Below are 21,933 nucleotides of genomic sequence, written 5' to 3' on the forward strand. Positions count from 1 at the left end.
AGAGATGGGGCGCGCCAGGTCAGACCCGGCACGCCCCGCTCCCGTCGGCTACCTTGTTTACTCCGCAGCGATCGCCGATCCCTGCGAGGTTGTCCCATCCATCGGCGACCATTCCAGATCGCCGTCATAGCGCCAGCCCAGTTTCCCATCGTCGTCCATGGCGATCAGGTGCAGCCAGCCATTGTCGAAGAGATCCCGCACCCCGTCATGGCGTTTGAGGATATCCGTCATCGCCTCGCGCGGGGCCTCGATCACCACGGCCAGGCGCAGCGGATCGTGCTGATACTGCTCGCCGTCATGGATCGACTGCCAGGGCAGGCCGGGGCGGAGCGATCCGCCATTGCCTTCCAGCACACCGATACCGCCGGCCACATTGTGCAACAGCTTGTTGCCACCGCCAAAAAGGCGCGGCGCTACGGTCGAGCCGTAATATTGCAGGCTGATCCAGCTTGCCACGACCACCGGGGCGGTCATGATCAGCTCGAGCACGCCAAAGCCATCATCGGCCCGCCAGTCATAGTTGTGCAGAAACGACTGGCCTGCCAGTGACGTGCCATCTGTGCGCCCGCGCGGGGCCGCGATAAACGCCCGGCATCCCGCCAGACCCCATTCGGGGCGCAGTTCGGACCAGTCCGAGGCCCGGCGGGCGACGTCTTTGTCCATCTCCGCTCGCGGCAGACGGCCCGCCCGTTCGGTCCGCGCCAGACGGCCCGCAGCCTCAAGCCAGCTGCGCAGCTGATCCAGATCCGCCTTGCGGTCAGGCGCGGGATAGTCCTGATCGTAAAGCGTCACCTGATCGGTGGTCGTGTCGTGCAAAGCGGGCACAAAGAGAGTGTCGTCGGGGATCTCCATCCCCTTGGCCTTGAGCCCCTCGCGCACCTGCGGATCGTTCAGCACGCCCGCCAGCAGCCGCGCGTTCACATCACCGGCATAGCCGCCACAGGCCCCGCAATGCAGCCCGCTCTCATGCGGGTTGTTGGTCACATTGGCGCCATGGCCCGCGATCATCACCACCCGCGCGAAGTTCGAAGTCAGAGACATCGCGTTCAGCACCGTGACACCCATGCCGATCCGCGCCTCCAGATCGACCGAGGCATCCAGCTTCGGCGTGGGTTCGGCTGAGGCCGGACCATGACCCAGACCCAGCGCATCGCGCACCAGCTTGCCCACATAGATCGGTCCGGTTGCCTCGACAAAGGCGAATGAAGACACGGCGGCCAGCTTGAAGCGGCCCCAGGCGCGGCTGGCGCGGGCGGCATAGCGGCGGGTCAGGTCGTCCTCCTCGCTTTCGGCGACTGTGGTGTTCAGGCCCATCTGCAACAAGACCGGCCCGCGCGCCTCGACCACATCCGACCCGGCGGCCTTATGCGCTGTGGTTAGCCCGAAGAAACCCGCAAATCCGATGGTCTCGATGCTGCTGTCGAGCGATTCGAGCGCCCGCCGATAGACTTCGGAGCGGACGTCGATGCAGAAGGCGGCCTGCAATGCGGGGCGCCCTTCGATCTTGCGGGGCGTCCCCTCGGCCAGGGCCAGACCCAGCTTGCGTTGCTGCGCGCGCTCGGCGGCCTCTTGCAGCACCGCGTCGATCACATGATCCTTGGTCGGAGTGACGGGCAAGGCGTGGTTTTTGACGACCTCGGCCCAGCGGGCGGCGATCTTGTCCTTGTAGAGGTCGAAGAGCGCCTCTTCCCAGACCATCCGGATCGCCAAAAGCTCGGCTGGGGTGCTGTCATTGTCGCCATAGAGCTCGGCCTGCCAAAGCAGATAGCGCGCGTATTGCGCCCAGCCGCCCAGATCGACCAGAATCCGGTGGAAGGCGGTACCAGCGGCCTGGGTGGTGAGGCCCAGTGTCTCGGATGCGCGTCCGATTGTCCGCCAGGGAGAGCGGGAGGTGGCCGCGACAAAAGCGCCAAAACCCTTCAGCCCATGGATTTCCGGTGTCAGATCCCGCGCGGCAAACTCCCGCCAGGCGATAAAGGCACCGCCCGCGCGATAGGGCTGCCACAGTGCCTGACCCTCGTCGAAATGGCTGGCCGCCCAAACCCCGATCCGGTCCTCGATCAGCCCGGACCAGTCAATGCCTGACACTTCGGAGGCCAGCTCGGCCACCGTTGGCAGGGCGCGCGGCGCCTCCGGTGTGGTGTCGAGCGCGTCTTTGAGATCCTGCATCGTGGGGCGGTCAAAGGTGCCGCCCGCTGCGGCCAGCGCCGCACTCAGATCCTCGTCGGTGATCTCGCCCGCGTCCATTTTGGCGGCCCAGATCGCCCGATCCGGCGTGATCCGGGTGCCCGCGACCCGTGCCAGTCGCGCAGCGGTCACGGCCAGCGGTTCGTCCGTCTGACCCAGGAAGGGGTTGACCGCAACGCTGGAGGCCAGCGGAAAGAGCGGCGGGATTGCCCGGGTGGCTGCATCGACTTCGGCCACAAGCTCCAGCAGGGCGGCGGGGTAGGTTTCATGTTGCATGAACATTTCTGATATCTCCCGTCAGATCAGGATGTAGACCGTTTCGACCATCCGCCCAGCAGGCGGTCGAAGATGGCGTTTGCGTAAAGCCCGTTGCTGAGATGCACGCGGACACCTGTCGCCGCCGGGTGCGAGGCCCAGAGCGGGAAGGTGGCCTGCGCCAGCGCCACCGCGCCAAAGCTGATCAGCGCCAGAATGATCAGTGCCCATTCCAGCGCGCCGGGTGCCGGGGTCGCGGGCAGGGTGCCTGCGGTCAGGTAATCGGCCGCCATTTGCAGCACGAAATAGCTGACCGAGGTGGCCGTGGCATAGATCGCCGTGCGCCGGGTCAGCGCCGCGGGGGCGGCATCGGCAAAGCCCTGCGCCAGCAGATAGGCTACCCCGAAGATCAGGATCATGCCCAATGCGATGGCCTGCACCGATTTGCCGTCAAAGCCAAAGATCAGGCCAACGACACCGTAGATCGCGATGGCCACCGCAAAGGCTTGCAGCACCTTGGCCATGCCGGGCACGGCGACGGGGCCGGGCCTGCGGATGGCGGCCACATTGCCCACGGCCTCGCCCGCGCTGAGAAAGGCATGCGCTTTATAAAGTGAATGCGCCACGATATGCAGCAAGGCCAGCGGGAAAAGCGCCAGACCGCATTGCAGCACCATGAACCCCATCTGCGCGATGGTGGACCACGCAAGCGAGGTTTTGACCGCCGGCTGGGTGAGCATCACAAGCCCACCAAACAGCGCCGTAAACCCGCCCAGCATCACCAGAATCGCCATCACGCCGGGCGCGGCCAGCATCACATCGGCAAAGCGGATAAGCAAAAAGCCCCCGGCGTTGATCACGCCCGCATGCAGCAGGGCCGAAACCGGAGTGGGCGCCTCCATCACTTCGGTCAGCCAGCCATGGGCCGGAAACTGCGCCGAGGCTAAAACCGCCGCCGCCGCAATCAACAGACCCGCGGCCGCGGTCATCGCATCGGGTTGCACCGCGCCCAGGATGGTGGCGATGTCGGTGGTACCATAGGCCCGCGACAACAGCACGACCGCCAAAAGAAGGGCAATCTCACTGACCCGCGCGGTCACGGCCTTTTTGCGCGCCGCACGCACGGCGGTGGTTCTGTCGGGATAGAAAAGCAGCAATTGGTGCAACGCCAGGCTGGTCGCGGCCCATGCAAGAAGCAATTGGACCAGGTTGCCCGACATCACCAGCAGCAACACTGCCGCAAGGGCAGCCGACATCCAGCCGGTAAAGGCGCCCTGCCGTGGCTCACCATCCATATAGGTGGCCGAATAGCGCATCACGATCCAGCCGATAAAGCTGACCAGAACCAACATGATCGCGCTGACCGCATCCAGGCGGGCCGAGAACCCGATGCCCGCCACACCCACCAAAGCCGAAGTGCCGGGACCGTATGCCACCAGAAACCCCGCCGCCAGTACCGAGATCACAAAGGCCCCGAAAGCGGCCCCTTCGGCCAGTTTTGGCACGGCGCCGGGCCGAACCCTGTCATTGCGGCTCGCATGAAGTGCCACGCCCAGCAGGATCAGTGGTGCCAGAAATGGCAAAAAAAGATAAAACATTGGCAGAGTCCCTCGCCCAAGGTCAGATTGTCGCAGTTGTTTGAGCGGAGATAGACCGGCGCTAAGCAGAAGAAAAATACATTGTATCTTTGGATTCGTTCACATAAATAGAACGATATGCCTCTGAACTATCATCACCTGCGCTATTTCTGGGCCGTGGCTCATGACGGCAACCTGACCCGGACCGCGCAGCGGCTCAATCTGTCGCAATCGGCCTTGTCGGTTCAGATCAAGCAGTTGGAAGGGCGGTTGGGCCATGCGCTTTTCGATCGCCGTGGTCGCCAGCTGCATCTGACCGAGGCGGGCCGCATCACGCTGGATCATGCGGACGCGATCTTTTCCACCGGGCAGGAGCTGCTTGCGACGCTGGAGGAGACCGGGCGCACCCGCCAGGCGCTGCGCGTCGGCGCGCTGGCCACCCTGTCGCGCAACTTTCAGATCGGGTTCCTGCGTCCGATCCTGGCGCGCCCGGATGTGGAGGTGATCCTGCGCTCGGCCAGCCCCGCGGAACTTCTGGAAGGGCTCTCCACGCTCAGCCTTGATCTGGTTCTGCTGAACCGCGAGCCGCCCAGCGACAGCCTCACGCCCTATGTTGCCCACCGTGTGGCCGAACAGGCCATTGGTCTGGTGGGTACACCGGACCGGCTCGATCCCGCCCGCCCGCTGGCCGATCTTTTGCGCGATCAGCCGGTGATCCTGCCGACGCCTGAAAATAGCGTGCGTGCGGCCTTTGACGCGCTTGCCAACCGTCTGGGTATCCGCCCCCAGATCGTCGCCGAGGTGGACGACATGGCGATGATGCGCCTTTTGGCGCGCGAGGATATCGGGCTTGCCCTGGTCCCGCCGATCGTGGTGCAGGATGAACTGGCCTCGGGCCGCCTTGTCGAGGCGCAAGAACATCCCCGCATCACCGAGACCTTCTTTGCGGTGACGCTTGAGCGCCGCTTTCCCAATCCGCTGGTACAGGAAGTGTTGGCCGCCGGGTAAGCCGCGTTTCACAGTCACTTAGGCACGCCCGCGCAGCGCGAATGCATCCATTGCAAAAGGCCGATACCGGCGGACCTTCCAGAAGGTCAGATGTCAAACTGGCGATTGCCTGATCTCATGGCAAAGACGGTTGAGACTTCGGCGCTTGGCCGTCGCTCTCACCGATCAAGCGCAGCCATCAGCTCGGTGTATCGTGCCCGTGCCGTCTCGGCAGAGGCGTCCCGTACCGGCCCATACCCCCGGATTGCCGAGGGCAGGTCGAGAACCTCTGCCCAGATATCGGCGCTGTCGTCAGACCAGCCGGTTTGCGCCGCATCCAGGATCTCCTGATACCAGCTCAGAAGCTCCCGGTGCAGCCGACCGTCGGCGGTGAACCGGAACGGATCGAGCGGGGTGGAGCGCAGCCCTTTAAGCCCGGCCAAGACCCCCATCGCGCGCCCCATCCAGGGCCCAAAGCTGCGCTTGCCGGGCCGTCCGCGTGCATCGGCCTTTTTGGCCAGAAACGGCGGCGCCAGATGGTAATGCAGTTTGAAATCGCCCTCGAACTCGGCCTTCAGCTGCGCCTCGAACCCGGTGCGGGTTTGCAGGCGCGCCACCTCGTATTCATCCTTGAACGCCATGAGTTTAAAGAGGTTTTTGGCCACGGAAATCGCCACCTCCTCGGGCAGTGTGCCGCGCAGCCGTGCCAGACGCGCGCGATAGCTTTCGGCATAGGCCGCGTTCTGATACTCGGTCAGGAACGCCGCGCGATGCTCGATGATCTCGTCCAGCCCCTTCGGCAGCATGACCTCGGGTCGCAGATGCGCCTCCACCGCCTGGGGTTTGGCGGCCATCACCCGGCCCAGACCAAAGGCGGTGGCGTTTTTCTCAACCGCGACCCCGTTGAGGATGATGGCCTGCTGCAAGGCGAGTTCGCTCACCGGCACAAGCCCTTTCTGGAACGCGAAGCCCAGCATCATCACATTGGCAAACACGCTGTCGCCCAAAAGATCCTCGGCCAGCGTGTTGGCATCTATCGCCGCCAGATTGTCGGGCCCCACCGCGCGCGCGATCACCGCCTCGCGTTCATCGACCTTGAGCTGCGCGTCGCGGTGCAGCACCAGGTCGCCCGTCGGCATCTCGGCCCGGTTCAGCACCACCCGGCTGCCTGCCCGGTAATGCGCGCTGGCCTTGGGAGCGGAGGAGACAACGATATCGCAGCCGATTACCGCATCCGCTGCGCCTTCGCCAATGCGGACCTGATGCAGGGTCTCCGGCCTGGCCGAGAGCCGTATGTAACTCAGAACAGTGCCGAATTTCTGCGCGAACCCGGTGAAGTCGAGCACGCTGGAGCCCTTGCCCTCCAGATGTGCTGCCATGGTGATCAGCGCGCCCACGGTCACAACGCCAGTGCCGCCCACGCCGGTGACCAAAAGGTCAAAGGGTGTGTCCAGTGGTCGAACCCCAGGCGCGGGCACATCGTTGAGCAGCCGTGGCACATCCAGACCCGCACCCTCTTTCTTGCGCCGTGTGGCACCCTCGACAGTGACGAAGGACGGGCAGAACCCGCCCAGGCAGGAGAAATCCTTGTTGCAGCTGTTGAGGTTGATCTTGCGCTTGCGGCCCAGTGCGGTCTCTTTCGGCTCCACGCTCAGACAGTTCGACTCCACCGAACAGTCGCCGCAGCCCTCGCAGACCAGATCGTTGATCATCACGAATTTGGCCGGATCCTCCATCGTGCCGCGCTTGCGGCGGCGGCGCTTTTCGGTGGCGCAGGTCTGTTCATAGATCAGCACCGTGACACCGGGGATCTCGCGCAACTCGCGCTGGATAACGTCCAGTTGGCCGCGGTCGTCGAATGTGGTCGCGGCGGGAAAGTCCGAGCGGGTGAATTTCGAGATATCGTCCGAGACGATCGCGATCCGCTCCACCCCTTCGGCGCGGCAGGTCTGGGCGATGCCGCTGACGCTCACGGGGCCGTCCACGGGCTGACCGCCGGTCATCGCGACCGCGTCGTTGTAAAGGATCTTGTAGGTGATATTCGTGCCCGCCGCGACAGCCTGGCGGATCGCCAGCGAGCCGGAGTGATACCAGGTCCCTTCGCCCAGGTTCTGGAAAATATGCTTGCCCCCGTTGAACTTCGACGCCGCGACCCAGGGCACGCCTTCGCCTCCCATCTGGGCGTAACCGGCCGTATCGCGATCCATCCAACTGGCCATCACGTGGCATCCGATACCGGAGGCGGCCTGCGATCCCTCGGGAAGTTTGGTGGAGCTGTTATGCGGACAGCCTGAGCAGAAATAGGGCGTGCGCGTTGCGCCCGGGACGTTCAGAACAGGCGGTTCCGTCTGCGTCAGCAGGCGCGCTTTCTCGGGCAGGTTTTCTGCGGGAAAGAACCGGTCCAGCCGGGCCGCGATGACCGGCATCAGCAGGCGGGGGTTCAGCTCTCCGGTCCAGGGGATCAGGGGTGCGCCGTCCTCGTCATATTTGCCGACCATGCGCTCGGGCTTGTCGCCGGGCCAGTCATAGAAATACTCCTTGAACTGACTTTCGATGATGCCGCGCTTTTCCTCGACAACCAGCACTTCGCGCTTGGCCTTCATGAAGGCCAGCGCATCGCGGCGCGCCAGCGGCCAGACCATGCCGACCTTGTAGATGTCGATGCCCAGATCGCGGCATTTCTCTTCATCCAGACCCAGAAGGCGCAGCGCCTCCATCAGGTCCAGATGCCCCTTGCCGGTGGTGACAAAGCCAAAGCCCGCCTCCGCGATATCATAGATACGCCGGTCAATCGGGTTGGCCTCCACAAAGGTGCGGACGGCCTCCAGCTTGTGCTCGATCCGCGTCTCTATCTCGGGCGACGGCAAATCGGCGCGACGCACATGCAGCCCACCGGGCGGCGCTTCGAACGCAGGCAGGGTGAAGGTGCGGTCCGGGTGCAACGCGACGGAGCGGCCCGATTCCACCGTCTCCGAGATCGCCTTGAATCCCACCCAGGTGCCCGAGAACCGCGACAGCGCGATGCCGTATTCGCCAAACGCCAGATACTCGTCCACCGAGGCGGGGTTGAGCGTCGGCATGAACCAGGCCATGAAGGCCACATCGGACTGATGCGGCATGGATGAGCTGACGCAGCCGTGATCGTCGCCCGCCACCACCAGCACCCCGCCCTTGGGCGCGCTGCCATAGGCGTTGCCATGTTTGAGCGCATCGCCCGACCGGTCCACGCCCGGGCCTTTCCCATACCACATGGAAAAGACCCCCTCGACCTCTGCATGCGGATCGAGGCTGGCCTGCTGCGCGCCCAGCACGGCGGTGGCGCCAAGGTCTTCGTTCACCGCGGGCATAAAGGTGATGCGGTCCTCGTTGAGCCGGTCGCGCGCCCGCCACAGCTCCAGATCCAGCCCGCCCAGGGGCGAGCCGCGATAGCCCGAGATGAACCCGGCGGTGTTCAGGCCGGCGTCCCGATCCCGCCGTGCCTGATCCATCATGATCCGCGCCAGAGCTTGGGTGCCGGTCAGAAACACCCGGCCGGTCTGGCGGGTATAGCGATCGGAGAGCTGATAGGTGGTGAAATCCGGATTTGGCTGGGTCACGGCGGGCCTCTGGGCTGGATTGCGGGACTGGCGGTGATCCCTGTTTATCATCACAGAACTGAAAAGACTTTTCAGATTTGACCAGTATGCTACTGGTTTATGGTTTTTCTCACCAATGTATTACGATTCGAAGAAATGGTGTTTCACGATGATCCCTCTCTCCGACAAGGACCTGCACATCCTGAATGCTTTGCAGACCGACAGCCGCATCGCCAATGCTGATCTGGCTCAGAAAGTAGGAATGTCGGCATCGGCCTGTTGGCGCCGGGTGCGCGCGCTGGAAGAGGCCGGTGTGATCGACCGCTATGCCGCGCATGTGAACCCGGCCAAGCTGGGTTTGCAGTTCCATGCCATCGTACATGTACAACTGACCCGGCACGACCCCGACAAGATTGTGGATTTCATCCGTGCGGTCGAAACCAGCACAGAAGTGCAGGAGTGCTACGCGACCACGGGTCAGGCCGATTATCACCTGCGCGTGCTAACCGCCGATATTGACGCCTTCAACCGCTTTCTTGAAGGGTTCCTCTTTCGATTGCCTGCTGTGTCCAGCGCGCAGACAAACGTCGTCTTGCGGAGCATAAAGCGGGCGACTGTGCTCAGCCCATGAACAGGTCCGGTGTCAACAGGTCGGCTGATAGGTGGCGTTACGTTAGAGTTCATGGTTAAACATCTGTTAAATAATTGTTAAATTCTGAATGATTGTGCTATAGGCTTAAAGTAATAATAACTGGTCTGAATCAGACATGCGGAATTGGTGGGATTTTGAGCTGGCGTTGCACGGCACGCGCTGTGCGTTTGCCGGGCTGTTTTTGGCATTCGTGCCGATGTTTGGGCTCGGTACGGCGCAAGCCCAGCAAGGCGATTTGAACGCTCCATTGGAGGTCGTGGTGTTTACCGCCTCCGATACGTTGCGTGGCGTGGTGGGCCGCACCCTGGGCGATCCCGATCTTTGGCCTGCGGTTCTGGATCTCAACGACATCGCCTCGCCCGCCCTCGTGGTGCCCGGGACCGAACTGAGGCTGCCGGTCAGACAGGTGCGGATTGTCGACACCGCGCTGTCAGAGGCCTTGCTGACGATCCAGCAGGCCACCGCCGAAGGTGCCCGGATCTTTGCGCCGCGGCAGATCGAAACCGCGATTGGCCAGCGCGAAGAGGCCGCGGCCAAACGTATCGAAGGGCAATGGCAGCAGGTGGTCGATCTGGCCTCCTCCGCCACCGGGCTGGCCAAGGAGGCGTTGGAGATTTCTCTGGACCAGCGGGACCGGTCCGCCGAGGCGATCGTGTCTGATGTTCATGGCAGCGTGCAAGGCCGCAACCCCGCTGAACCCATTTGGTCGGGACGGGCCGTGGATGACGTTCTGGTCGAGTTCGAGCGGCTGCGCACCCTGTCGGACAGCACTACACAGGTGACGTTCCGCGACCTGAGCCGGTTGCGGCTCAACCCCAATTCCAACGCGACGATCCAGCGAATGCGCTCGGACCCGATCACCGGCGGAGAGGTCACCAAGGTCAGTCTGGTGAACGGGGATTTCTATGCGCTGCTCAATCAGCTCTCCGACAGATCCAGTTTCCAGATCGAGGTGCCGGGTGTGGAGTCGACCACCAACTCCAGCGATTTCTGGATCAAGAGCGATGGGGATAGCGCGCGCTTTGTGAATTTCGACGATGCCGCGCTGGAAATTCAGAGCGATGGAGAAAGTATTGCATTGAACGCCAACGAGGGGGCTGTCCTGTCGGAAGGGGCTGTGCAACGCACCGAAGTTCTGGATGCACCGATCCTGCGGGCCCCGGCGCTGGGGATGACGGTGTACCGGCAGCTGGTGGGCCTTGAATGGGTCGCGTTTGACGGGGCGGAGGGCTATTGGCTGGAGGTTGCGCTGGATGCCGGGTTCAACCAGATGCGGGTGTCGGAATGGGGGATCCGGGATCTGGTGTTCGAGGCCGGGCCGCTGGACCCCGGGACATATCACTGGCGGGTCGCCGCCCTTGATCAGTTGGGCCTGCCCGGTCGGTGGAGCACACCTCAGGATTTCACGGTGCAGTCCGATGCGACGCCGCCCTATCTCAACCTTCTGGCCCCGGCCTCGGAGACGGTGGTCAGTGCGCCGGTGATCGAGGTTTTGGGCCTCTCCGAAGCGGATGTTGCGCTGACCTTGAACGACACGCCGCTGACGGTCGAGCAGGACGGATCCTTTCGTGCGGGTGTCACGCTCAAGCCCGGTGAAAACACGTTATCGCTGCGCGCCATCGATCCGGCGGGAAATGTTAGCGAACGCCAGGGTCGCGTGACGTACCGTCCCGCGCAGGAGGTTGAGATACGGCTCGATCTGAACCTGCCCCGCCAGGGGGCGGATCTGGTCACCCGGTCCGAGGTGCTGACGTTGACCGCGATGACCACGGCCGAGGCCGGGCGCGATGCCCGGGTGTCCGACGCCAGCGGCACCGTTCTGTCCGAGGTCAATGTGCAGGACGCGGGTCTTTTGACCTTTAACGTCCCGGTGGATGCGGCGGCAGCCAGTTTCATGGTCGAAGTGCTGGCGCCCGATGGTGCGGTCGAAGGGCAGCTGCGCTTTTCGGCGCGCCGCGATGCGCAGCCGCCCACGATCACGCTGGATCAGCCCGCGCCAAGGGCCACGGATGCGGCCGTTCTGGACCTGACCGGCCAGATCGACGAGCCCGCCACGCTGCTGGTCGACGGCATGCCCGCCGCACTGCGGGAAGGGGCCTTCGCGCTGGAGCTGGAGTTGGATGAAGGTGTCAACAGTTTTGAGCTAAGTGCCACGGATGCTGCGGGAAATGTGAGCGTCTTGCGCGTGTCGACCCGGTTGGATCTGACGCCGCCGGAACTGGGGGCGGTGCGTCTGGCGCGCCCTGACGGGGCCGGGGGCGCGATCGAGATCGCGGTCGAGGCGCAAGATCAAAGCGGTCTCAGACAGGCCGCGTCCTATGTGATTTCGGTCGGCGGAACCGAACGCACGGGGTACCTGAAATGTGACGCGCAGGCCGGTCTGTGCCGCGCAACGCTGCCGGCCGAGCTGGGCGACCTGCGCCTCGTGGAGTTGGCAGTGGAAGATTATGCCGGGAACATCGCGTTCCGCTGAGCGGACGCGATGCTCCGCAAGGAGGACGTTGGAATGGTGAGACTGCTGCGTTGGGCGATTGCCGCGGGCTGTGCGGGGCTGCTGGGGGGGCCACTGAGCCTTGGCGCGCAAACCCGCTCCGACCCGGAGGCGTTGCTGGTGGTCTATGGCCAGCTCGCGCCCAGCCGCGAAGGCGATGTGGACCGGCGCGAGCAGATCTTTTTCAGCGTTCCGGCCGGGACCGAAGGCCGGATCTATGTCCGCATCTTCGATCCGGAAGTCGGTGGAGAGAACGATTTCACCTACGGCGGCCCGAGCGGTTCAGAAACACTCTTTCAGATCTTGGGCGGCGATGCGGTCTTCAGCGGCTCTGCGTGGCTCACCCAGAAGACCGACGGCGCCCGCGAACCCAGCCTGTTGCAAGAGCCGCTTACGCCCGGCGCCGGTGACGTGCTGGCCGAGCGGGTTTTTGCAAGCGACACCGCGACCGACGGGCGTTGGGTGACTTTGGGATCGGTGCGCGCATCGCAGGGCGAGGAGCGCGGGAACAAGCGCTATTTCCGCATCGATGCGCTCGGCGTTGGCGGCAATGACGGCAATGGGTTTTCGGTGGATGTCAGCCTGGCCCGGGATCGGTCGCGCCCGCCCGAAGATCTGTCGATGTTCAACTATCAGCCTACCATCCGCTGGCGTCAGGGCGATCCCGCGACATGGCTTTGGTTCGAAGGTGAAACGGACCAGAGCTATACCGTGCAAAATTTCGACGGTGCGCGCGCGGATCTGTCTGTAGTAACCGATTTTGCCGATATCGGCCTGCGCGCTTCGGGCCAGGACAATTGGACGGTGGACCGGTTCGAGGCTCCCGCAGGGCTGATGGCCCTGGCGCTGGAGGGCGGGTTTGAGACACCCAATGACGTGACGCTGACGCTTTTCGATGAAAAGGACGCCTTTGTGCCCTTTATCATGCCGCCGCGCAGCGCACCCTTGCCCACCCGCCCGGTGATCGCGGCGCTGGCGCGGCCCTTGGCCGATTGCCGCAGCGTCGGCTTTGATGCCAGCGCCACGACGGGCCGTGTGCCGCTGAGTTTCGGCTGGCAGTTCGGCGATGGGCAAGGCAGCGACGCCGATGTGATCTCGCACCGGTACGATGCGCCGGGGCGGTATGCGGTCCGTCTGCGGGTTCTGGAGGCGGGCGACGGTCCCGGTCGCGGGGCCGAGGTGACGCTGCCGGTCCACGTGCGGGACGCCCCGGTCGCGATGCCGGGCGCGCGCATCGTCGTGGCCCCGGGCGATCAGGTGGCGTTTGACGGATCGGCTTCTCAGCCCTCTGACAGCCCGATCACCCGCTATCTGTGGCAATTCGGCGATGGCGCCGCCGCCGAAGGCCCCCGGGCCAGCCATGTCTTTGATGCACCGGGGCTTTACCGGGCGATCCTGCGGGTCGAGGATGGCATTGATCACCCGTGCAATTTTGGCGTCGCAACGCGTGAGGTTGTGGTCAATACCCCGCCTCAGGCCGAAGCGGGCGTCAATCAGGACAGTACCGTGGGCCAGACGGTCAACCTTTCCGCCGCGGCCAGCTATGACGTGGATGGCACGGTGTCAGACTATGTCTGGGACATGGGGGACGGCACCCGCCTGACAGGGGTCGAGGTCGCACATAGCTATGAGGAGCCCGGCACCTATACCGTCGCGCTGAGGATTACCGACGACAGCGGTGTGGCCAATAACAGCGCCCGCGATACCCTGACCATCGCGGTCAACGCGCCGCCGGTTCCCGCGTTCACCATCCCGGACCGGCCGCTTGCGGTGGCCGAGGTTGGCGAGCTCGACGCCACAAGCTCCGCCGATGCTGACGGGGTGATCTTGTCCTATCGGTGGGATTTCGGCGACGGCGCCATGGGCGACGGGGAGCGCGTCAACTATGCTTGGGCGCGGCCCGGCACCTATGAGGTCACGTTGACCGTGACCGACAACAGCGGCACGGCGACGGCAACCCAGACCCTGACCCAGATTGTGCTGGTCGATGACGCTCCGGTCGCGGACGCGGGGCCGGATCAGTTCGTGAACACATCCGATGTCCTTTTTGATGGCGGCGGTTCGCGTGACGCCGAAGGCGACATCTCGACCTATCAGTGGGCATTTGGTGACGGGGCCACCGGGACGGGCCGTAGTCCGCGCCATGCCTATGCACGCCCGGGCGTCTATGAGGTGGCTCTGACCGTACGGGATAAGAGCGGCGCACCGCTCAACACAGATCGCGATACCATGACGGTGGTGATCAACGCCGCACCCATCGCCGATGCGGGTCCGCCATTGACCGTGGCACCGGGGGAGGAATTTGTCCTGTCCGGCCGCGGGTCTGTCGATCCCGATGGCAGCCTTGCCAGCTATCGCTGGATTACGCCCGATGGGCAAAGCGTCGAGGCCGAGCGCGCGGCATTCACCCTCTCCGAGCCGGGGCTTTATCGTTATACGCTTGAGGTGACCGACACGTTCCGGGGTGGCGGCGCGCACGCCAGCGCCGATGTGCTGATCACTGTCAACGATCAGCCGGTCGCGGTCGCGGGTGCCGATGTCCTGATCGCGCCTGGGGATACAGTGCGCCTCGATGGAGGCCAATCTTTTGATCGCGATGGCGCGATTGCGCAGGCACGCTGGGATTTCAGCGATCAGGCAGAGCCTGTGGCAGGTCTAGTGGCCGAGCGTCAGTTTGAGACGGCGGGCGTCTGGACAGCGCAGCTGACCGTTACAGATGACAGCGGCGTCATGAACGGCACCGACACCGACGAACTGACGATACGGGTCAATCATCCCCCCGTGGCCGAGGCCGGACCGGATATCGTCAGCGATGGTTTGCTGGTCACGCTGGATGGCGGCGGGTCGAGCGACGCCGACGATCCCAGCCTGATTTACACTTGGGATTTCGGCGATGGCTCACCCATGGTTTCGGGGCGGGTGGTGACGCATGCATTTGCCGAAGCGGGCCGCTTTCCGGTGACGCTGCGGGTCGACGATGGCACGGGGGTGTCGAATGCCACATCGGTCGATGCGACGGTGGTGCGCATCCGGGCACGTCCGCTGGCGGATGCGGGCGGCAATCGAGAGGTCTGTTCAGGTGAACCCATCCTCTTTGATGCCTCGGATTCGGTCGATCCCGACGGGGGTGCGTTGCTCTATGGCTGGGATTTCGGCGATGGCACCACATCCGACATCGTCAACCCCACCAAGACCTATGAGCGCCCCGGCGTGTATCCCGTGACCCTGACCGTGCGCAACGAAAGCGGGGAGGGGCGGGCCACCTCGGCGGACCGGATCGCCGCCCTTGTGCGCGAAGGGCCGATTTCCGATGCAGGTCCCGATCTGCGCGTCTGCACCAATCAGGAGGTGCGGTTTGACGGCTCGGGCTCGTCCGATACCGATGGTGCGGTCAACGCCTTTGAGTGGAGCTTTGGCGATGGCAACACCCGCAGCGGGGAGGATCCGGTTCATTCCTTTGCCCGGGCGGGCACCTATACCGTGACCCTGACGATCACCGGCGATGCCCAAGGGCAGTGTTCGCCCCTGGATCGTGACAGCGCCGTGGTCGAGGTCATCCAGGCGCCCAGCCAGCAGATCGCGACAGAAAGCCGGGCCGCGGCCGGTGTTCCGCTGTCCCTGTCGGCTCAGATCGTGGATCTGGCCGGGGCCACGGTCATCGGGCACAGCTGGGATCTGGGCGATGGCGCGACCGCCCAGGGCGAAACCATCTCGCACAGCTTTGCCGAACCGGGTGTCTATTCCGTGACGCTGACCACGACGCTTGAAGGTGTGGATGCCGATTGCGGATCTTTGGTGACGGTCAAGAAGATCACGGTGAACGAGGCGCCCTCGGCGGTGGTCGAGGCGCCCGACGCCGTTGCTGCCCGGGCCGAGGTGGTGTTTGACGCCAGCGGCTCGACCGACACGGACGGGGCGATTATCGACTATCTGTGGGACTTTGGCGATGGCGGCACCGCGCGGGGCGTCTTTGCAACGCATCGCTACACCGCGCCGGGCCGCTACGATGTCACACTCAGCGTGCGCGACGAAGCGGGTGTGGCCAATTCCCGTGCGCAGACCGTGCATGAGATCGTGGTTAACGCGGCGCCGGTTGCAGCTCTGCGCAGCTCTGGTCCGGTCTGTCCGGGCCAGCCCACCGACTGGGCGGTTTCCGGGGCAGAGGCGCTGGGCGTCACCTGGCAGTTCGGCGATACCGTGGGTGTCAGCGGTGCGGCGGTGCAGCATCGTTTCAATCGGCCCGGGCTCTATCCCGTGACGGTTACGATGGATGACGGATCGGGCCTGCCAAATGCGCGCCGCAGCGAAGAGATCTACCAGCGCGTGAATGCTGCTCCGGTGGCGATAGCAGGACCCGACCGGATTATCTGTCCCGGTGACACGCTGAGCTTCGATGCCGGGGCCTCTGCCGATCCCGATGGGCAGATCAGCGAATGGATCTGGCGGTTTTCAGACGGTGTGACCCTGTCGGGTCCGGTGGTCGAGCGGACGTTCGACGAGGGCGGGCCGGTCGATCTGACCCTGACCGTGCGCGATGGCACAGGCACGAGCTGTGACACGGGCACCGATACCGCGCGCATTCTGGTCAACCGACCGCCAATGGTCAGCGCCGGCCCGGACCTGACGGTCCCGGTGGGCGCGGCACGCGATGCGGCCGAATTCGACGCAACGGCAGCCAGCGATCCCGATGGTCAGGGTGTGGCACTCGGGTGGAGTTTTGGCGATGGCGGGCAGGCGACAGGCGCGCAGGTGCGCCACAGCTATGCAACCCCGGGCCGCTACAGCGTGACCGTGACCGCGCGCGACAGCACCGGCCTGGCTTGCGGGGTCAGCACAGACACGGCGTTTGTCGATGCGCAGGCCCGGGAGTAGATAGGTCTAAAAATGCGATTTCCCCTGCGCCTGAAATTCTTTGTCTTTGCGGCGCTTCTTGCGGTGGCGCCCTTGGCGCTGGTGGGTGTGAACCTCGAACAGATGACGCGGGACGAGCTGAAGAGCGCCGCCAATGAAGATCTGACCAATGTTGCCGCCCAGATCCGCACCGAATTCGACAGCACCTTTCAGGGGCGCTGGCTGTCTCCGTTGATGGTGATCCGCAACGGGCTGGACAGCCCCGAGCTGGACGTGCCGCAAAAAGTATCCCTGCTGACGCTGGGATTGTCGGAACTTCCCAGTGTCGTGTCGCTGCAACTCTCTATCGAAGGGTCAGACCTGCCGATCATAGCAACGGATGAGGCGTTTCAGACGCGGCTGACGCAATCGGGGCTGGATGGGGTAGAGGTTCTCAAGACCGGGCCTGATGTGATCCGCTCTATCGAAGCGACAGGCCAATTTGGCCGCCCCCTGATCTCCCGCGTGCCCGAGACCGGCGATTGGCTGGCGACCCTGGCGTTGCCGCTGGAGACCCGGATCGCGGGTCGGCAGGTGACCTTCGCGGCCAAGATCGAGCTGTCGGATCTGTCCCGCATGGTCGAGAATCATCCTTTCGCCTCGCGTGGCTCGATTACGGTCGTCGACCAGGCCGGTCGCACCGTACTGGGGCGGCAGATCGAGGGGCTGGGAGACCGGCAGATCGTCGGCCTGGCCATGCCGCTGATCGTGGCGGGCGCACGGGCCGATGCGCTGGTGCCCTATACGCGCCCTGACGGGACGGCGGTTCTGGGCGCCTATGCCTTTCCCGACCGGTTCCCCTGGGCGGTGATCACCGAGCTTTCCGAGGCGCAGGCCTATGCCGTGGTCAACGCGATCACCCGCCAGATCGTGATCGTGGCGATGATCGGGTTTGCCATCGCGACGGCGGGCGCATTGCTGTTTGCGCGGCGCCTGACCCGCCCGATCCTCAGCATCGGAGCGGTGGCCGAACGGGTCGGGCAAGGCGATTTCAACGCCCGTGTCGAGAATGTGCGCACAGGCGATGAGATCGGCGATTTGTCACGGCGGATCAATCAGATGATCTCTGAGCTGGCCGAGCGGCTCGAATTGATGAAATTCGTCTCACGTGGGACGATGTCTGCCATTCAACAGGCCGATGAGCAGGGCATGCAACGCGTGGGCGAACGGCGCGACGTTGCCGTGATCTTTACCGATATCCGCGGCTATACCGAGTTCTCCGAAAAGGTGCCGCCCGAACAGGTGGTCGAGGTGCTCAACGACTATTTCGATTTGCAAAGCGATATCGTCGAACGGCACGGCGGCGATATCGACAAGTTCATCGGTGATGCCCTGGTGGCGGTGTTCGACGGCCCGGACAAGGAACACCGTGCGGTCTGCGCCAGCGTCGAGATCATCGACGCGCTTGTCTCGCTTCTCAGAGACAAGCCAGAATACGACCTGCATTTGGGCATCGGGGTGGCGTCGGGCGAGGTGGTGATGGGGGCAATGGGCGCGCGGGAACGGATGGACTATACCGTTCTGGGATCCACGGTGAACCTGTCCGCGCGGCTGTGCAGCAAGGCCGAGCCCGATCAGGTACTGATCGACGCCACCAGTTACCGTGCTGCGCGGTCGGTGGGGGATCTGGCCCTCAAGGAGCTGCCGCCGATCCCGCTGAAAGGCTATGCCGAGCCTGTACCTGTCTTTGCTGCCGCCCGCAAACCCGCAACGGTCAAGGCCTAGCGCGCCCGCCTCAGGTCGCGACCACCCAGATCCAGACCATCGCCACATAGCTGAGCTGATGCAGTGCCTGGTCGAACCCGGCCGCGCGCCAGAACCCGGCATCGGCGGGCGTGTGCCCATGCGTGGCCGACCACCGCGCCTTGCCATAGTCGATATGGAAATGAACCACCCATTCGCCGATCAGCAATACCGCCAGCAACGGCCATGGGGTGCCTACGATCAGGAAGCACGGCAAACTGCCCAAAATGTGCACCGCCGCATGTTGGGCCCGTCCGCTATGCAGATAGGCGCCACGCCCCTCCAGCATCTTTGGTGTCTGAAGGTAGTAGTCGGCAAACATATGCTTGACCTGCAAAAGGCAAAGCAGGATCAGAACGGACTGGACCAAGTCGGTCACGCGCCGGGCTTCCTTTCATGGTTTGCAGGGCGCGAGGACCCCCCTTATCTGACTATTTGATGTTATTGGATTGATTGCAAGGGCACGGCATGGTTACGCTGAGTTCATTTCGTTGCACGCGCGGAGGTCGCAAGGCCCAAGCACCGGGCCGGAGCAAGGCCCAAGAAAGACCCGGATAAAGACAATAGAACGCACACTTTTTTCATTCATCTGGAAATACTCCAAACGGGATCAACTGGTTCTGCTGGCGGTGACGACGACGCTGTTTCCGCTTTTGTACCTGACGCTGGAGCTTCCCAAACGCATCATCAACGATGCCATTGGCGCAGGTCGCAGCCCGGTTGAGTTCATGGGCTATACCGTCGATCAGGTCACGCTTCTGGTGATGTTGTGCGGTGCGTTTTTGCTGGCGGTTCTTGTCCATGGTTTGCTGAAAATGCGCATCAACACGATGAAGGGCGTTCTGGCCGAACGGATGCTGCGCCGGTTCCGCTATACCTTGATCGCGCGGGTGCTGCGCTTCCCTCAGCCCTATTTCGAGCGCACCAGCCAGGGAGAGCTGGTCTCGATGGTCACCTCCGAGGCCGAGCCGATGGGTGGGCTGATGGGCGATGCGATCAGCCAGCCGGTGTTGCAGGCCGGTCAGATGCTGACCATCCTCGGTTTTCTGTTTTTGCAATCCGTGTGGTTCGGTCTGGCGGCGGTCGCGCTGATCCCGTTGCAGGCCTGGCTGATCCCGATGCTGCAACGTCAGATCAACCAGTTGAATAAGAAACGTATCATCCAGGTCCGTGCTCTGGCCGCCGAGATCGGCGAAACGGCGCAGGGTGCCTCGACCTTGCGGTCCAACGGTGGCTGGCGGTTCCGGCAGGCGATGATCACTGATCGTCTGGCCCGTCTCTTTGAGATCCGCTTTGCCATCTACCAGAAGAAATTCTTCATGAAGTTTCTCAACAACTTCATCAATCAGCTCACCCCGTTCTTCTTTTATCTGGTGGGCGGATATCTGGCGATTCAGGGCGAGATTACCGTCGGCGCGCTGGTTGCGGCGCTGGCGGCCTATAAGGATATCGCCAGCCCCTGGAAGGAGCTCTTGGCCTATTACAACCAGGTGCAGGACATGTCGTTGCGCTGGGAGATCATCATTGAACGCTTTGCCCCGGATGGCATGACCGATGAAACCTTGTTCAGGGATGACCCAAAGGAGGTACCGGCCCTGACCGGGCCGATCGAGCTCAAGGGCGTCACGGTGCGGGATGCGGATGGCAACAGCGTTCTGGAGGACCTCAACGTCACCATGCCCCCTGGCCGCCTGATCGGGGTCACTGCACCCAGCGAAGAGGACCGTCGCGCGTTGGCGCAACTGCTGGTGCGGGAGGTGCAGCCGGCAAGCGGCACCGTCACGGTGGCTGGGCATTCGCTGATCGGGCTGCACCAATCGGTGGTGGCCGAACGGATGGGTCACGCAACCGCCCGGCCGGTCCTGTTTCAGGGGACGTTTCTTGAAAATGTCCTGATGCCGCTGAAATTTCAGCCTCTCTCCATCTCCGGGATGGAGGCTGTGATCCGCGATGCAGAGCGTGCGGGCAACAGCGGCGATCCGCTGGAGGCCGATTGGCTCAACCCACGGCGTGCCGGGTTCGAGGATGAAGCAGCACTCAAACAGTGGATGCTGCGGATTTTGGATGCGGTCGGCAGTGCCGCGCCGTTCTTCCTGCGCGGTCTGGATATGCGGGCCGAGACGCCGGAGCTGGCCGAGGCGATCGTGGCCACCCGCCCGGAACTCTGGTCGGCCTTGAAAGAGGCGGGGCTTGATCGCGCGGTTCACAGGTTGGATGCCGAGCATTACAACCCGGCGCTGCCTGTGGGCGATAACCTGCTCTATGCTTCGCCGCGCAAACCGATCACATCGACCGTGCTGGCAGAGCAAACCGATTTTCTGGCCTTTCTCAGAGACCAGAAAATCGACGCCGGGCTGATCGCCCTCTCGCGGGATGTGATCGACATGCTGCGTCAGATTTTCGGTATGGATGGCACGGACCATCCGTTGTTTCACAAGCTGGGTCTTGAGGCGGGCACGTTCGAGGAAGTCGCGGCTCTCGTGTCGGCTTACCGCGAGGGCGAAGCGCTGAGCGACGAGAACCTTGCGCTGTTGATGACGATCCCCTTTGGGATTTCCGCCGAACAGATCGGCCCGGCCTTCCCGGACGCGATGAAAAAGCAGATCCTGGAATTGCGCGCCAGCCACGGGGAAAGCATGCGCGCCAAGCTGGATGAGCTTTACGCACCGCTCTCAGAGACGGCCTGGGCACCTGGGTTGAGCGTTCTTGAGAATGCCCTTTTCGGCAAGATCTCGGACAATGCCGGTGCCCGCGCCGATGAGGTGCGCCGCAAAGTGGCGGAGTGTCTGGCCGACGCGGGGCTGCGCGATCTGGTGGTGGCGCTGGTGTTCGACAGCTCTGTGCCTTTGGGCGGGGCGAATATGCCGGCACTGCTGACCGAACCGCTGGCGGTTGCACGGGCTGCGGTCAAAAAGCCTGATGTGCTGGTGTTGGAGAATGCGCTGGCCAGTCGCGACCGGGAGGATCGCCAGCGCGCCTATGAGGCGCTGCATGCGCTTTTGCCACAGACCACGCTGGTGGTGCTTGCCGATGGGTTTGCCGAGGACGCGGCGTTTGAGCAGCATCTTGATCTCAAACAAGGGCGGCTGGTCTCTCAGGGCGACGTTGCTGGCCCCGAACAGGATGGCGCGGCCAGTGCCGATCTGTCGCGCAAGCTGCGCGCGCTCGAGCAAAGCGACCTCTTTGCGGGACTGGGCCGCAAGCAATTGCGCCTTCTGGCCTTTGGCGCACGCTGGTACGATGCCCCTGCGGGGGATTATGTCTTTTACAAAGGCGATCCGCCCAATGACGGCGCCTATATGGTGATCGAGGGGGAAGCGGGTCTTTATCAGCCCAGAGATGGTGCAGAGGATCAGCTGATCGCCAAGGTTGGCCCAGGCACGCTCGTGGGTGAGCTGGGTCTGATCCGCAACGTACCCCGCGCCCTGGACATGAAGGCCGAGACCGAGCTGAAATGCCTGCGGATCGGCGCAGAGGAATTCCTGGCGGTTGTCGAGAACGACGCGCAGACCGCGTTCCGCCTGTTGCAGGTGGTGTCCGGCTATGTCTCGGGTTGAGCTATGGGGCGCGGGCCCT

Annotated in this window: 10 protein-coding genes; 6 read left to right on the forward strand and 4 right to left on the reverse strand. The window is 63.7% G+C overall.

Translation table 11 applies throughout. The features are described 5' to 3' along the window. Positions 1-57: 57 nt before the first annotated feature. Complete coding sequence (locus HEP69_RS15475; protein ID WP_290559425.1) at positions 58-2,469, reverse strand: DUF2309 domain-containing protein; 2,412 nt, start codon at positions 2,467-2,469, stop codon at positions 58-60. A 20-nt stretch (positions 2,470-2,489) separates the two neighbouring features. Further along, positions 2,490-4,040, reverse strand: a complete 1,551-nt coding sequence (locus tag HEP69_RS15480; RefSeq protein ID WP_290559426.1) for a proton-conducting transporter membrane subunit — start codon at positions 4,038-4,040, stop codon at positions 2,490-2,492. Positions 4,041-4,157: 117 nt separating this feature from the next. On the opposite strand from HEP69_RS15480, the gene HEP69_RS15485 reads away from it, so the two are divergent. Continuing rightward, complete coding sequence (locus tag HEP69_RS15485) at positions 4,158-5,027, forward strand: LysR family transcriptional regulator (RefSeq protein ID WP_290559427.1); 870 nt, start codon at positions 4,158-4,160, stop codon at positions 5,025-5,027. Between the two features lie 158 nt (positions 5,028-5,185). Here HEP69_RS15485 and HEP69_RS15490 read toward each other — a convergent pair whose 3' ends face one another. Beyond that, positions 5,186-8,602, reverse strand: a complete 3,417-nt coding sequence (locus tag HEP69_RS15490) for an indolepyruvate ferredoxin oxidoreductase family protein (protein WP_290559428.1) — start codon at positions 8,600-8,602, stop codon at positions 5,186-5,188. Between the two features lie 148 nt (positions 8,603-8,750). Here HEP69_RS15490 and HEP69_RS15495 point away from each other — a divergent pair, with 148 nt between their 5' ends. The 4 genes from HEP69_RS15495 to HEP69_RS15510 all read left to right on the forward strand — a co-directional run bounded on the left by HEP69_RS15495 (position 8,751) and on the right by HEP69_RS15510 (position 18,339). Further along, positions 8,751-9,212 (forward strand): Lrp/AsnC family transcriptional regulator, encoded by a 462-nt coding sequence (locus HEP69_RS15495; protein WP_290559429.1) that lies wholly within the window; start codon positions 8,751-8,753, stop codon positions 9,210-9,212. Between the two features lie 136 nt (positions 9,213-9,348). Then, complete coding sequence (locus tag HEP69_RS15500) at positions 9,349-11,706, forward strand: FecR domain-containing protein (RefSeq protein ID WP_290559430.1); 2,358 nt, start codon at positions 9,349-9,351, stop codon at positions 11,704-11,706. Positions 11,707-11,739: 33 nt separating this feature from the next. Continuing rightward, positions 11,740-16,596, forward strand: a complete 4,857-nt coding sequence (locus tag HEP69_RS15505; protein WP_290559431.1) for a PKD domain-containing protein — start codon at positions 11,740-11,742, stop codon at positions 16,594-16,596. A 12-nt stretch (positions 16,597-16,608) separates the two neighbouring features. After that, a complete protein-coding gene (locus HEP69_RS15510) occupies positions 16,609-18,339 on the forward strand; it encodes an adenylate/guanylate cyclase domain-containing protein (protein WP_290559432.1) in 1,731 nt (576 codons plus the stop codon). Positions 18,340-18,349: 10 nt separating this feature from the next. On the opposite strand, the gene HEP69_RS15515 is transcribed toward HEP69_RS15510, so the two are convergent. Beyond that, on the reverse strand, positions 18,350-18,736 hold the full coding sequence (locus HEP69_RS15515) for a DUF3307 domain-containing protein (RefSeq protein ID WP_290559433.1): 387 nt from the start codon (positions 18,734-18,736) through the stop codon (positions 18,350-18,352). Between the two features lie 241 nt (positions 18,737-18,977). On the opposite strand from HEP69_RS15515, the gene HEP69_RS15520 reads away from it, so the two are divergent. After that, positions 18,978-21,914 (forward strand): ABC transporter transmembrane domain-containing protein, encoded by a 2,937-nt coding sequence (locus HEP69_RS15520; RefSeq protein ID WP_366111510.1) that lies wholly within the window; start codon positions 18,978-18,980, stop codon positions 21,912-21,914. Positions 21,915-21,933 lie beyond the last annotated feature (19 nt).

Source organism: Aestuariivita sp. (genome assembly GCF_021404545.1).
Lineage (GTDB): Bacteria > Pseudomonadota > Alphaproteobacteria > Rhodobacterales > Rhodobacteraceae > Aestuariivita.

Excerpts from the sequence above, each read along its gene's own strand:
- HEP69_RS15510 (WP_290559432.1), top strand. The coding sequence starts at position 16,609 with ATGCGATTTCCCCTGCGCCTGAAATTCTTTGTCTTTGCGGCGCTTCTT.
- HEP69_RS15500 (WP_290559430.1), top strand. The coding sequence starts at position 9,349 with ATGCGGAATTGGTGGGATTTTGAGCTGGCGTTGCACGGCACGCGCTGT.
- HEP69_RS15505 (WP_290559431.1), top strand. The coding sequence starts at position 11,740 with ATGGTGAGACTGCTGCGTTGGGCGATTGCCGCGGGCTGTGCGGGGCTG.
- HEP69_RS15495 (WP_290559429.1), top strand. The coding sequence starts at position 8,751 with ATGATCCCTCTCTCCGACAAGGACCTGCACATCCTGAATGCTTTGCAG.
- HEP69_RS15480 (WP_290559426.1), bottom strand. The coding sequence starts at position 4,040 with ATGTTTTATCTTTTTTTGCCATTTCTGGCACCACTGATCCTGCTGGGC.
- HEP69_RS15485 (WP_290559427.1), top strand. The coding sequence starts at position 4,158 with ATGCCTCTGAACTATCATCACCTGCGCTATTTCTGGGCCGTGGCTCAT.
- HEP69_RS15475 (WP_290559425.1), bottom strand. The coding sequence starts at position 2,469 with ATGTTCATGCAACATGAAACCTACCCCGCCGCCCTGCTGGAGCTTGTG.